The sequence below is a fragment of the Pseudomonas sp. HLS-6 TE3448 genome, assembly GCF_053629555.1.
On the sequence record NZ_JBRJIO010000001.1, the window covers coordinates 4,710,004 to 4,723,712 of the forward strand.

Consider the following 13,709-nt stretch of genomic DNA (forward strand, 5'->3'; position numbering starts at 1 on the left):
ATCGGCCCCACTTATAGTTGGCATAACAACAAACAATTTGATTGATGGCGCGCGGAATTGCAACTTAAGCCCCGTACCTTCAGCCCACAGTTTGTGAGGACCACCACCATGAGTACTGCCGCTCCGATCCTGCTGACCCCTGGCCCCCTGACCACTTCGGCCCGTACACGGCAAGCAATGCTGGTGGACTGGGGCTCGTGGGACCGTGACTTCAACCAACTGACCGCCAGCCTGTGCCAACAACTGCTGGCCATCATCAACGGCGCCGGGACACACCATTGCGTTCCCCTGCAAGGCAGCGGCACCTTCGCCGTGGAAGCGGCCATCGGCACCCTGGTACCGCGCGACGGTAAAGTGCTGGTACTGATCAACGGCGCCTACGGCCAGCGCCTGGCAAAAATCTGCAAAGTACTGGGGCGCGCCTACAGCACGTTCGAAACCGCAGAAGACGAGCCGACCACGGCTGCCGATGTCGACCGCCTGCTGCAGGCCGACGCCAGCATCACCCACGTGGCGCTGATTCATTGTGAAACCAGTACCGGCATTCTCAACCCGCTGCCCGACATCGCCCGGGTCGTCGCCAACCACGGCAAGCGCCTGATCATCGATGCCATGAGTTCGTTCGGAGCCTTGCCGATCGACGCCAGCGAAGTACCCTTCGATGCCCTGATCGCCGCTTCCGGCAAGTGCCTGGAAGGTGTGCCAGGCATGGGCTTCGTATTCGCCAACCAGGCATCGCTGGCCGCTGCCGAAGGCAACTCGCATTCCCTGGCAATGGACCTGCACGATCAACACAGCTACATGGCCAAGACCGGCCAATGGCGCTTCACCCCGCCCACCCACGTGGTCGCGGCCCTACATGAAGCCCTGCTGCAGTACAACGAGGAAGGTGGCCTGCCCGCTCGTCATCAGCGCTACGCCAGCAACTGCAAAACCCTGCTCGATGGCATGGCCGCCATTGGCCTGCGCAGCTTCCTGCCGGCAGACATCCAGGCACCGATCATCGTCACCTTTCACGCCCCTCGTGATGCACGCTACGCCTTCAAAGACTTCTACGAGCGGGTCAAGGCCAAGGGGTTCATTCTCTACCCTGGCAAGCTCACCCAAGTGGAAACCTTCCGCGTCGGTTGCATCGGCTGTGTTGGCCCGGACGGCATGAGCGCCGCCGTCAACGCCATTGCCGAAGTGCTGCGCGAAATGGAAGTGCTGGATATCTGAAGCCGTTTTCAATCCGCCCGATGGCATGACCGATCAAGGAATTCACCGATGAACTACAAAAACCCAACACACCTGCAAGCCGCGATCCTCGACTGGGCCGGCACCGTGGTCGACTTTGGCTCCTTTGCACCCACGCAGATCTTCGTCGATGCCTTTGCCGAGTTCGACGTCGAGGTTTCTATCGAGGAAGCCCGCGGCCCGATGGGCATGGGGAAATGGGACCATATCCGCACCCTCTGCGACCAACCGCAGATTGCCGAGCGCTACCGTAAGGTGTTCGGGCGCACCCCGACCGATGATGACGTGACCGCCATTTACCAGCGTTTCATGCCGCTGCAGATCGAGAAGATCGCCGTGCATTCGGCACTGATCCCCGGCGCGCTGGAGACCCTCACCGGCCTGCGTCAGAACGGCCTGAAGATCGGCTCGTGCTCGGGCTATCCGAAAGTGGTGATGGACAAGGTAGTCGAACTGGCGGCAAAGAACGGCTATGTTGCCGACCACGTAGTGGCCACCGACGAAACCCCTAATGGACGCCCTTGGCCGGCGCAAGCGCTGGCCAACGTGATTGCCTTGGGCATCGACGACGTCGCTGCATGCGTCAAGGTCGATGACACCGTGCCAGGCATCCTCGAAGGCCGCCGCGCCGGCATGTGGACCGTCGCCCTGGTCTGTTCCGGCAACGCCCTGGGCCTGACCTACGAAGGCTATCGCGCCCTCGACCCGAACACGCTGGAAGCCGAGCGCAAACGCATTCATGCGATGTTCGAAGGTTCGCGCCCGCACTACCTGATCGACACTATCAATGAGTTACCCGGCGTGATCGCTGACATCAACCAGCGCCTGGCCCGAGGTGAGATGCCGCAAGCGGTTTGACTGCGCAGTGCCGGCTCCCGAAAGGAGCCGGCCTCACCTCAACGCTGATGCAGCGCGACCCAGCGCGCATAGCTGTCAATGAACCCCTGCAGAAACGGCCGGGTTTTCTCCGAAAGCTTGCCATGTTCATCGAACAGGCTCCCCGCCCCGCCTACATATGCCTCAGGCTGCTGCATGCAGGGCACGTCGAGGAACACCAGCGACTGGCGCAAATGATGGTTGGCACCAAAGCCCCCCACCGCACCCGGCGACACACTGATTACCGCGCCCGGCTTGCCGCTCCAGGCACTCTGCCCGTAGGGCCGTGAACCCACATCAATGGCGTTTTTCAGCACACCTGGGACCGAACGGTTGTACTCAGGTGTCACAAACAACAGTGCATCGCTGTTGCGAATCTGCTCACGAAAAGCCGTATAGGCAGCGGGTGGCGTGCCATCAATGTCTTCGTTGTACAGCGCCAGCCCGCCAATTTCGACAATACTCAATTTGAGACTGGGGGGCGCCAATTCGGCAAGCGCGCGAGCGACCTTGCGATTCAAGGACTCCTTACGCAGGCTGCCCACCAGCACCGCAACTGAATAGACCGGACTCATAGCGCTCTCCAACCTGAAAAACATAGGGAATTTTAGGTATAGACGATCAGTGCAGCTCCTCAGTTTTTTTCTACACTGGCAAAACTCCCCGCAGTTACAGCGGTCTATGGCTGACAGCGCATTTTTATTTCAGAGGTTGCACGTTAAATGACAGCAGTACTGGTCGGACAATTTCATGCACGGGATGCTGAAGGACGTATCTACCCTGTACATGAGTTCCAGGAATCTACCCTGCAGGCCGATGGAACTGCCGCCTCGCTCCCCGTTACCACCTACCGCCTGGCGATCGGTGACCGGGTCAACCACCTGGGTGAAGACCGTTTTGAACTGGTGCAAAGCGGTGTAGAGATCATCCGCATCCCCTGAGCCCATTCAGGGGGTAATGCAATCGACGGTATAGACCCGCCCCTGGGCGGTGTCTTCATGCTGTAGCCCATGCACGTCCGCGACAAAGCCGGGAAAACCGGTGTCGAAAGCCCGCGCGAAGGCCAGGTAGTCGATAATTGAGCGTGTCGCCTCGGTGAAGCGCTCACCCGGCATGATCAAGGGTATGCCCGGCGGGTACGGCACCAACATCACGGCGGCAATACGCCCGATCAATTGGTCGATGGGCACCGCCTCCACCTCCCCCCTGATCAGTTTGTCGTAGGCGTCGGCCGGCTTCATGACCACCTCCGGCAAACGGGTGTACAAACGCTTGAGTTGCTTAGCCGTGGCATTGCTGCGGTAACAGTCGTGCAACTGGTCACACAGGTCACGCAGGCCCAACCGCTGGTAACGCGACGGGTCCAGGTTTGCCACGCACGGCAGGCTTTCGAGCAAGTCGGTATTGGCGTCGTAATTGCGCTTGAACTCCAGCAGTTCGGTCAGCAAGGTGCTCCACTTGCCCTTGGTGATACCCATGGAAAACAGCACCAGGAAGGAATAGAGCCCAGTCTTTTCCACCACCAGCCCTCGCTCCCATAGAAACTTGCTGACCACGGCCGCCGGAATCCCGTGCTCGCCCAGCGTACCGTCCGCAGTCAGGCCCGGCATGACCAGCGTGACCTTGATCGGATCGAGCAGCACATAATCATCGGCCACCTCGCCAAACCCGTGCCATGCGGCCTGCGGCTGCAGCAGCCAGTCAGCAGTAGCCACCGCCCGCGCACCTTCGACCCGTGGTGGTTGCCAGACACTGAACCACCAGTCATCGGCGGCGATATGCGCGCGCAGGTTGGCCAGGGCCCGCCTGAAGCTCAACGCTTCATCGAACATTTCCTGCAGCAACGAACGCCCGGCCGGGCCTTCCATCATCGCCGACGCCACGTCGAGCGACGCCAGGATGCTGTATTGCGGCGACGTGGAAATATGCATCATGAACGCTTCGTTGAAACGGTCTCGGTCCAACTGCCGAGCCCCGCCATCCTGCACATGGATCATCGAAGCCTGGCTGAAGGCTGCCAGCAATTTGTGGGTCGAATGGGTGCTGAACACCAGCGGGCTGTCCGCACTGCGGGACGTTCCCATGGCGAAACGCCCGGCGAAAAATTCATGAAACGCCGCATAGGCATACCAGGCTTCGTCGAAGTGCAGCACCTCGACACTGTTGCCGAGCATCTGCTTGATCAGCTCGGCGTTGTAGCACAGGCCGTCATAGGTCGAGTTGGTCACCACGGCCATTCTCACCTTCGGCGCGCGGCCCTTCGCCAGCGGGTTGGCGTCGATCTTGGCCTGAATCGACTCGCGGCTGAATTCACTCAGCGGGATCGGCCCGATGATGCCCAGTTCGTTGCGTTCAGGGCACAGGTACAAAGGGATTGCACCGGTCATGATAATGGCGTGCAACACTGACTTGTGACAGTTGCGGTCAACCAGCACCAGATCATCGCGAGCGACCATCGCATGCCAGACAATCTTGTTGGCCGTAGAGGTGCCGTTGATCACAAAGAAGGTGTGGTCCGCACCGAAGTTGCGCGCGGCCCGCGCTTCAGCGTCAGCCAGTGGCCCGGTGTGATCGAGCAGCGAGCCAAGCTCCGACACCGACACCGAGAGATCCGAGCGCAAGGTGTTTTCACCGAAAAACTGGTGGAACGCCTGGCCCACCGGGCTTTTGCGATACGCCACACCGCCGCCGTGACCCGGCGTATGCCAGGAGTAGTTGGACTGCGCAGTGTGTTGCACCAATGCCTTGAAGAACGGCGGCAACAGCCCGTCCAGGTAATTGTGTGCAGCCCGTGCCACCTGCCGCGCCAAAAACGGTACCGTGTCTTCAAAAAGGTAGAGGATACCGCGCAGCTGGTTCAGCTCGCTCATGGCTTCCGCCGGCGCATTCTCCAGCGTCACTTGCTCGCCCAAGGCAAAGATCGGCAGGTGTGGCGCACGCAGCCGCGCCAGGCGAATGAGCTCGACCATGTTCTGCAGCAGGTGAGTATTCTCCCCGGCACCCTCGGCAGCGATCAGCATGCACGCCAGGCCATGGTGAGTGGACGCCACCAAACGTCCTTCGGCGTAATCCACTGCCGAAAGAATCGCAAAGCCGTCTTGCGTCAGCTCCTGAGCAATGGCACGTACGCGCTCGCCAGCAACCGTATCAGCCTTGATATCGCGGTGAACGATCAGAACGGGAAACTTAAGATCCTTGTACATGCGCCAACCCACCCCGGAAACGACAGGCCCGAAGAGCCTTTCACTTCACAGGTTAGAAGGTTGCCGCCAGTGTGCAGGAACGACTTCAGTTCGCCTCGTTCATCTGTTGCCACAACGACGGGCCACCCGCGGACTTGGCGATCGCTTCCAGGCGGGCAAGATGGGCTTCAAGCTCGCTGGCGTTAGCCCGAATGATTCGTCCAGGCTGACGATCAGCCGGCAACCGGCGAATTTCGCTGCCCTGAATGCTGTTGCCGTTACTGTCTTCGGCACCGTCGGCAGCCAACGAAAGGCTGGTCTGCCCGCCGGTCATGGCCAGGTAGACGTCTGCCAGCAACTCGGAGTCGAGCAACGCGCCGTGCAAGTCGCGACCGGAGTTGTCGATACCGTAGCGTTTGCACAAGGCATCAAGGCTGTTGCGTTGCCCTGGATGACGCTCCCGCGCCATCATCAGGGTGTCGAGCACGTCGCAGTATTGGGTGATGTCAGTGCGATCGGCGTAACCGGCCAAGGCGAATTCGTTGTTGATGAAACCAACGTCGAACGCCGCGTTATGGATGATCAGCCGCGCACCCTTGATGTATTCATAGAATTCATCGGCGACTTCGGCAAAGCGCGGTTTGCCAATCAGGAACGCATCGGTGATGCCGTGAACACCGATAGCGCCCTCGTCACTCTCACGATCCGGTTGCAGGTAAACGTGGAAGTTGCGGCCCGTCAGACGCCGACCAATCACCTCGACACAACCGATCTCGATGATCCGGTGACCGTCGGTAACCGGCATACCGGTGGTTTCGGTATCCAGCACTACCGACCTGTTGTTATGCATCTCCACGCCGGTGATCTCCTGCCGCGCACATCTAGAAAACCGCACCCCGTCGCTGATCCGGCCAAGCCGACAGTGACGGGGTGCTCAATTGGGAAAGCGAGGAATTCTACCTCAGCTCCGGGGCATTTGCCGGACCGATTTACGCTCAGCGCAGACCGCGCACTTCGTCGACACCGCGGTTGGCCAACTGGTCGGCCCGCTCGTTGCCGTCATGGCCAGTGTGGCCGCGCACCCACTTCCAGGTCACCTGATGCCGACCGACCTGTTCGTCAAGCTGCTGCCACAGGTCGGCATTCTTCACCGGTTGCTTGGCAGCGGTTTTCCACCCGCGTTTCTTCCAATTGACCATCCACTCGTTAATGCCCTTCATGACATATTCCGAGTCAGTGACCAACAACACTTCGCAACTGCGCTTGAGGGCTTCCAGCGCACGGATGGCGGCCATCAACTCCATACGGTTGTTGGTCGTTTCGCGCTCGCCCCCCCACAACTCCTTTTCCACACCCTTGCAAATCAGCAGGGCGCCCCAGCCACCGGGGCCAGGGTTACCCTTGCAGGCACCATCGGTGTAGATCTCGACGCTTTCGCTCATGTACAGCCTTTTTAATCAGTAATTGCCCCCAAGCCTGCACGCTCAGGGTTCGGAATTGCGTCGGTTGACCTTGGCCATCGGCAGGGGCAGCAACTTGCCCATGGGTTCGCGACGCTCCTGGCGCAGCGGCCGCAGGCCAACCACCATTTTGCGCGCTACCAACAGGTAGACACCACCACCGACGCCCTGCCATCGGCCGGCCAAGCGCTCCCAGCCTTCCAGGCGCTGTTGCCAGGCGGCGCAAGTGAGCGGCGGACGATAGCACCCGAAGCGGCGTTTCTCCAGCGCGAAGCCCAGCAGGTTCAACCAGTCGCCAACGCGAGAGGGCGAGATGCAGCGCGCCTTGCGCAAGGCATCATGGGCAAAGAAATGACGCACTCCCCAGGTACTCCAGGGGTTGATACCGACGATCAATAAATGCCCACCAGGGCGCACGCTGCTGGCGGCCTCGCGCAGCAGGCCATGCGGCGAAAGGCTGAAGTCCAGCCCATGCTGCAGCACGACCACATCAGCGGCGTGCTCACTCAACGGCCAGGCCTGCTCTTCACAGACAATCTCCACCCCTGGCAACGGCGCGCCCAGGCGCACATTGCGCTGCACTTGCGGCGCATTGGGCGGAGCCTCGGCACAAGGGCCGTAATGCACCAGGTAGCCACCGAAGTAACGCCCCAGTTCCTCCTCCAGCAGCCGCTGCTCTTCTTTGAGCAACAACTGCCCCAATGGCCCGCCGAACCAGTCTCTCGCCAGACTGATCAGCTCAAGCCAGTCCGGATCAGCCTGAGCGAACGCTTTGTCGGTCATAGCCCTCTCCCGCTTGCCGGGTTCTCGTGGAACCCCATAGCCTCTAAGATGCACCAATGTCCCACGCTTGGCGAATCGCACCATGATACAGATCGATGCCCTGCCCGCTTTCTCCGATAATTACATCTGGCTGTTGCAGGACCCTGCCAGCCGCCGTTGTGCGGTCGTCGATCCGGGGGACGCCGGCCCCGTGCTCACCTGGCTCGACCATCACCCTGGCTGGCAGTTGAGCGACATTCTGATCACCCACCACCACCACGATCATGTCGGCGGCATCGAAACGCTCAAGGCGACCACCGGCGCCCGGGTGTGCGGCCCGGCTACAGAGCCAATCCCGGCCCGCGACCTGGCCCTGAACGACAACGACCGCCTGCACGTGCTGGGCCTGACGTTCCAGGTGCTGGCAGTGCCCGGTCATACACTGGGGCATATTGCTTATTACAGTAGCCAGACACCAACACCGCTACTGTTCAGCGGTGATACGCTATTCGCCGCTGGCTGCGGTCGCCTGTTCGAAGGCACTGCCGAGCAAATGCACCAGTCACTGCAACGCCTGGCAGCCCTGCCAGCCGAGACGCTGGTCTATTGCACACATGAATACACCCTCAGCAACCTGCGCTTTGCCTGTGCGGTGGAACCACAAAACCCGCATATTGCCCAACGCTTCGCCGACGTTACCCAGTTTCGAGCACATGATCGCATCACATTACCCTCCACGCTGGCACTGGAGAAGCTGACGAACCCCTTTTTGCGCACCGGCGAAACATCCGTTAAAGAAAAAGTGGACGAACGGAATGGCACTACAAGCGCCTCTCCAAGTACTGTTTTTGCTGGCTTAAGGGCTTGGAAAGATACGTTCTAAGCAGACGCGGCTGGGCACCAAAAGTTCTGAGAGGTTGACCACCCCCCGGCTGCTTTCTAGAATCGCCCGACATTTTTGCCAGGAACTTACTTCCAGCCAATGTCGTCCCTTAGCCGCAGAACCCTCAATTCCGTCACCCTGACGCGCGTCGCACAAGCTGTCGCGCTGGCTCTGACCGCCACGCTCGTGGGCTGCCAGAGCACCAGTCATATGGGTGACTCCGAGAGCGTTCGCGCGCACAACTACCAGGCCCGACTGAAGCAAAAACCGGTCTTCATCCACGACAAGCCTGCACAACAGGCACCGGATGATGTCTGGGAACGCATGCGTCAGGGCTTCAAGTTGCAGGACGATATCGGGGTCAACCCGCGCATCGAGCAACAGCGCCTGTGGTTTGCCAGTAACCCTTCGCACCTGGAAACGGTCGGCGACCGCGGCAGCCTGTACATGCATTACATCGTCGAGCGTCTTGAAGAGCGCGACATGCCGCTGGAACTGGCACTGCTACCCGCGATCGAGAGCGCCTACAACCCCCTGGCGTATTCACGCGCCCATGCGGTCGGCCTATGGCAGTTCATCCCCTCGACCGGGCGGCACTTCAACCTGCGCCAAACGCGTTTCTATGATGGTCGGCGCGACATTACCGCGTCGACCAACGCAGCGCTGGACTACCTGTCACGCCTGCACGACATGTTCAACGGCGACTGGCTGCTGGCACTGGCGGCCTACAACGCCGGCGAAGGCACCGTGAGCCGCGCCATTGAGCGTAACGAACGCCTCGGCCTGCCGACCGACTACTGGAACCTGCCGCTCCCCAAGGAGACCCGCGACTACGTGCCCAAGCTGCTGGCACTCTCGCAAGTTGTGCTGACACCACAGGCTTACGGCGTAAACCTCAACCCGATTGCCAATGAACCCTACTTCGAGGCCATCGAGATCAAGGACCGCCTGGACCTTTCGCGCGTGGCGGCCCTGGCCGAAATCGACGAAGACGAGATGTATCAGCTCAACCCGGCCTTCAAGAAACGCATGACGGTCGATGGGCCGCAGCAACTGCTGGTCCCCACGGCCAAAGCGCAACTGCTCACGACCAGCCTGTCGAACATGAAGCCCGAAGAGCTGCTCAGCTTGCAGCCTCAGCCGGCCGTGTTCAAAGCCGCATTGGCCGAAGAGGAACCCAGCACAGCGGGTACCGCCCGTAGCTACCGGGTCAAGCGGGGGGACAACCTCGCCAGCATTGCCAAAGCCAACCGTGTCAGCGTCAACGATCTGCAACGCTGGAACAAGCTTTCCGGGCGCAACGTCAAGGTCGGCCAGACCCTTGCCTTGCGCGACACCAAAGGTGCCGTGAAGCAACGCTCCACCCAGTACAAGGTGCGCAAAGGTGACTCGCTGTACATGGTCGCCAAACGCTTCAACGTCGAAATGCAGCACCTCAAACGCTGGAACCCGAGCACCGCGCACGCACTCAAACCAGGCCAGACACTGACCGTCTATCTGCCTCATTGAGGCCGCACGGCACATCAACTCGGTGCCGCGTCGCCCCTGTGCGACCCGGTACTCTTTTTCCTGTCGATACAAGCTGTTACTGTAGCCAGACCAAAGCCCAAGCCGCCTGGAATGGATCCCCGACTTGATACGCCCCCTCCTGCTGTCAATCAGCCTGGCCTTGAGCTTTCCTGCGGGCGCAACAATCATCGAAAGCCATGGTTACGCCCAGTTTGGCACGCTCAAGTATCCAGCCAAGTTCACCCATTTTGACTGGGTCAATCCGCAAGCGCCCAAGGGCGGTACGTTGCGGGCCATGGCCTTTGGCACGTTCGATACGCTCAACCCCTATACCTTCAAGGGCAGCAGCCCGGTAACCACGCCGAACTTCCTGCAGTATGGCGTGAGCGAGCTGAACGAAACCCTCATGGTCGGTACCGGCCAGTACGATCCTTCCGGCGATGAGCCGACGTCCAGCTACGGCTTGATCGCCCGCTCGGTCGAGTACAGCGAGGACCGTAGCTGGGTGGTGTTCAACTTGCGTCCTGAAGCGCGCTTCCACGACGGCGTCCCGATTACCGCGACAGACGTCGCGTTTTCCTATCGCACGCTTCTCAAGGAAGGTCATCCGCTTTACCGCACCAACCTGCAGGAAGTACAACGGGTCGACATCCTCAGCCCTCAGCGGATTCGTTTCGTGTTCAAACGCGCTGGCAATCCACTGTTGATCCTGCGCCTGGGCGAGATGCCGGTACTGCCGCAGCACTACTGGAAAACACGCGATTTCAAGGCCACAACCTTCGAACCGCCCTTGGGCAGCGGACCGTACCGCATTGTTCAGGTACAGCCCGGCAGAAGCCTGGTGTTCGAGCGGGTCAGTAACTATTGGGGCAAGGACCTGGCGGTCAATCGTGGCAAGTACAACTTCGACCGGGTTGAGTTCGAGTTCTACCGCGACAGCGATGTTGCGTTTGAAGCCTTCAAGGCGGGCGAATTCGACATCTATATCGAACACCAGGCGAAGAACTGGGCCAATGGCTATACCTTCCCTGCCGTACGTCGCGGCGAGGTGATCAAGGCGCAGATCCCGCACCAGATTCCAACCCAGACCCAAGGCCTGTTCATGAACAGCCGCCGGGCGACCTTTGCCGACACCCGGGTTCGCCAGGCGCTGGGCCTGATGCTGGATTTCGAATGGACCAACCGCACCCTGTTCAGTAGCGCCTACCAGCGCGCGACCAGTTTCTACCCAAACAGCGAGTTCAGCGCCACTGGCTTGCCTGTCGGGCAAGAATGGCTAATGCTTTCGCCCTACCGCAACCAACTGCCGCCAGAGCTGTTCACCCAGCCGTTCAAGGTCAGCAGCACCGAAGGCCGGGGCATTGGCCGGGATACCTTGCGCCAGGCCCTGACACTGCTCAACCAGGCGGGCTGGAAACTGAGCGGACAACGCCTGCTCAACGCCAAGGGGCAACCCTTGAAACTGGAGATCCTGCTGGTCAATCCAAACCTGGAGCGGATTCTACAACCTTATGTCGAAAATCTGGCGAGCATCGGGATCGATGCACGCTTGCGCACCGTTGACCGCGCCCAGTACAAACAGCGGCTGGACCAGTTCGATTTCGACATGATTCTGATGACGCTCAACCAGACCCTCAGCCCGGGTCTTGAACAGTGGCAGTATTTCCATTCAAGCCAGGCCGCGGTCAAAGGCAGCAAAAACTATGCAGGGGTCAAGGACCCGGTGGTCGACCACTTGCTGGAGGTACTGCTCGCCGCAAAAAGCCGGGACGAGCAGGTTGCGGCCACTCGCGCACTGGACCGGGTACTGCTCTGGCAGCACTACATGATTCCCAACTGGTACCTGAACAATCACCGCCTGGCCTACCGCAATCGGTTCGCCTTCGTCGCCACACCGCCCTATACCCTGGGCCTTAACAGTTGGTGGCTCAAGCCTTCGGAGAATGCCCAATGACGCCATTGCCCGGCTTTCGCATACTGGCTGGCCTGTTGCTTGCTGGCCTCAGCCTGCAGACCCTGGCCGCGCCGCAACATGCGCTGACCCTGTACAACGAAGCGCCGAAGTACCCAGCCAACTTCAAGCACTTTGATTACGTCAACCCCGACGCGCCCAAGGGCGGCACCTTCCGCCAGAATGGCTTCGGCAGCTTCGACAGCCTAAACCCATTCATCAACAAGGGCGTCTCGGCGGACAACCTCGACCTGATCTACGACACCCTGGCCCGCGCCAGCCTGGACGAACCGTTCAGCGAATACGGCTTGCTGGCACAACAGATCGAAAAGGCCCCGGACAACAGCTGGGTGCGCTTCTACCTGCGCCCGGAAGCCCGCTTCCACGACGGCCACCCAGTACGCGCCGAGGACGTGGTGTTCACCTTCAACATGCTGATCAAGCACGGCGCCCCACTTTACCGCGGCTACTATGCCGACGTTGCGGAAGTGGTCGCCGAAGATCCGCTGCGGGTGCTGTTCAAGTTCAAGCACAACAACAACCGCGAGCTGCCGCTGATTCTCGGGCAGATCGCCGTATTGCCCAAACACTGGTGGGAAGGTCGTGACTTCACCAAGGGCAACCTGGAAATCCCGCTGGGCAGCGGGCCTTACACCATCGCCGAGGTCAAGCCCGGGCGCTCAATTCGCTACGTGCGCGACAAGAACTACTGGGGCAAGGACCTGCCGGTCAACCGCGGCTTCTACAACTTCGACCAGATGACGGTCGATTACTACCGCGACAACACCGTCGCCCTGCAGGCACTCAAAGCAGGGCAGTTCGATTATTGGCTGGAAAGCAGCGCCAAGAACTGGGCAACGGCCTACGACACGCCAGCGGTACGCGAAGGTCGCCTGATCCGTGAAGAAATCCCCAACGGCCTGCCAACCGGCATGCAAGGCTTCGTCTTCAACCTGCGTCGCCCAGTGTTCCAGGATGTACGGGTACGGGAAGCCCTGAGCCTGCTGCTGGACTTCGAGTGGACCAACAAGCAGTTGTTCAACGGCGCCTACACCCGCACCGGCAGCTACTTTGAAAACTCGGAGATGGCCGCCCGTGGCCTGCCTGATGCCGCCGAACTGAAGATCCTCGAACCCCTGCGCGGCAAGGTTCCCGAGCAAGTCTTCAGCCAGGCCTTCGCCAACCCGGTCACCGATGGCAGCGGCATGATCCGTGAACAGCAGCGCAAGGCCTACAAGCTGCTGCAGGAGGCCGGCTGGAGCATCAAGGATGACAAGATGGTCGATGCCCAGGGCAAACCGCTGAAAATCGAATTTCTGCTGGCCCAGACCGAGTTCGAGCGTGTCCTGTTGCCCTACAAACGCAACCTGGCCGACCTTGGTATCGATCTGACCCTTCGCCGGGTGGACGTTGCCGAATACGTCAACCGCCTGCGCTCACGTGACTTCGACATGATCGTCAGCGGCTTCCCGCAATCCAACTCCCCGGGCAACGAGCAGCGTGAGTATTGGCAAAGCGCCAGTGCCGACAACCCGGGCAGCCGCAATTTCATGGGCCTGAAAGACCCCGCCGTGGATTCGCTGGTGGAATCGCTGATCAACGCCGAATCGCGGCAAGACCTGATCGCCCATACCCGCGCACTCGACCGCGTATTGCTATGGGGTTACTACGTGGTACCCAACTGGCACATCAAAACCTGGCGCGTGGCCTACTGGAACCATATCGGCCATCCGCAAACCCCGCCCAAGTTCGACATTGGCATCAACACCTGGTGGATCAAACCCAGTACTACCCCTGTGATGCCCGTAGCAGCACCGACCGAGACTGCATCGACGAGCGGAGCACACTAG

12 protein-coding genes are annotated in these 13,709 nt (G+C 60.4%); 7 read left to right on the forward strand and 5 right to left on the reverse strand.

The window, feature by feature from the left end:
- Nucleotides 1–108: 108 nt before the first annotated feature.
- Both AB7M23_RS21645 and phnX read left to right on the forward strand, forming a co-directional pair.
- Nucleotides 109–1,218, forward strand: a complete 1,110-nt coding sequence (locus AB7M23_RS21645; protein WP_454241993.1) for a 2-aminoethylphosphonate--pyruvate transaminase — start codon at nucleotides 109–111, stop codon at nucleotides 1,216–1,218.
- Nucleotides 1,219–1,266: 48 nt separating this feature from the next.
- Nucleotides 1,267–2,094 carry a phosphonoacetaldehyde hydrolase gene (gene phnX, locus AB7M23_RS21650; RefSeq protein WP_454241994.1) on the forward strand — a complete coding sequence of 276 codons (828 nt, stop codon included), beginning with the start codon at nucleotides 1,267–1,269 and terminating at the stop codon, nucleotides 2,092–2,094.
- Between the two features lie 38 nt (nucleotides 2,095–2,132).
- On the opposite strand, the gene AB7M23_RS21655 is transcribed toward phnX, so the two are convergent.
- Complete coding sequence (locus AB7M23_RS21655) at nucleotides 2,133–2,687, reverse strand: NADPH-dependent FMN reductase (protein WP_065759901.1); 555 nt, start codon at nucleotides 2,685–2,687, stop codon at nucleotides 2,133–2,135.
- Between the two features lie 147 nt (nucleotides 2,688–2,834).
- Between AB7M23_RS21655 and AB7M23_RS21660 the strand changes: the two genes are divergently transcribed.
- On the forward strand, nucleotides 2,835–3,053 hold the full coding sequence (locus tag AB7M23_RS21660) for a hypothetical protein (RefSeq protein ID WP_065759900.1): 219 nt from the start codon (nucleotides 2,835–2,837) through the stop codon (nucleotides 3,051–3,053).
- A gap of 6 nt (nucleotides 3,054–3,059) precedes the next feature.
- Here the strand turns inward: AB7M23_RS21660 and AB7M23_RS21665 are convergent, their stop codons facing one another.
- From AB7M23_RS21665 to AB7M23_RS21680, 4 genes are all read right to left on the reverse strand, one after another.
- The gene (locus AB7M23_RS21665) at nucleotides 3,060–5,315 is read right to left on the reverse strand and encodes an Orn/Lys/Arg family decarboxylase (RefSeq protein ID WP_454241995.1); all 2,256 of its coding nucleotides are present in this window, start codon (nucleotides 5,313–5,315) and stop codon (nucleotides 3,060–3,062) included.
- Between the two features lie 85 nt (nucleotides 5,316–5,400).
- Entirely contained in the window at nucleotides 5,401–6,144 is a 744-nt protein-coding gene (gene dnaQ, locus AB7M23_RS21670; protein ID WP_065759934.1) for a DNA polymerase III subunit epsilon, read from the reverse strand.
- A 145-nt stretch (nucleotides 6,145–6,289) separates the two neighbouring features.
- Nucleotides 6,290–6,736 (reverse strand): ribonuclease HI, encoded by a 447-nt coding sequence (gene rnhA / locus AB7M23_RS21675; RefSeq protein ID WP_065759898.1) that lies wholly within the window; start codon nucleotides 6,734–6,736, stop codon nucleotides 6,290–6,292.
- Between the two features lie 42 nt (nucleotides 6,737–6,778).
- The gene (locus tag AB7M23_RS21680) at nucleotides 6,779–7,537 is read right to left on the reverse strand and encodes a methyltransferase domain-containing protein (protein WP_454241996.1); all 759 of its coding nucleotides are present in this window, start codon (nucleotides 7,535–7,537) and stop codon (nucleotides 6,779–6,781) included.
- A gap of 82 nt (nucleotides 7,538–7,619) precedes the next feature.
- On the opposite strand from AB7M23_RS21680, the gene gloB reads away from it, so the two are divergent.
- The 4 genes from gloB (at nucleotide 7,620) to AB7M23_RS21700 (ending at nucleotide 13,709) form a co-directional block, all read left to right on the forward strand.
- A complete protein-coding gene (gloB, locus tag AB7M23_RS21685) occupies nucleotides 7,620–8,399 on the forward strand; it encodes a hydroxyacylglutathione hydrolase (protein ID WP_454241997.1) in 780 nt (259 codons plus the stop codon).
- A 99-nt stretch (nucleotides 8,400–8,498) separates the two neighbouring features.
- Entirely contained in the window at nucleotides 8,499–9,908 is a 1,410-nt protein-coding gene (locus tag AB7M23_RS21690; RefSeq protein ID WP_454241998.1) for a transglycosylase SLT domain-containing protein, read from the forward strand.
- A gap of 124 nt (nucleotides 9,909–10,032) precedes the next feature.
- Nucleotides 10,033–11,862 (forward strand): extracellular solute-binding protein, encoded by a 1,830-nt coding sequence (locus AB7M23_RS21695; RefSeq protein WP_330523781.1) that lies wholly within the window; start codon nucleotides 10,033–10,035, stop codon nucleotides 11,860–11,862.
- Nucleotides 11,859–13,709, forward strand: coding sequence for an extracellular solute-binding protein (locus AB7M23_RS21700; RefSeq protein WP_454241999.1), 1,851 nt, complete (start codon nucleotides 11,859–11,861; stop codon nucleotides 13,707–13,709). Before AB7M23_RS21695 ends, AB7M23_RS21700 begins: the two co-directional genes overlap by 4 nt.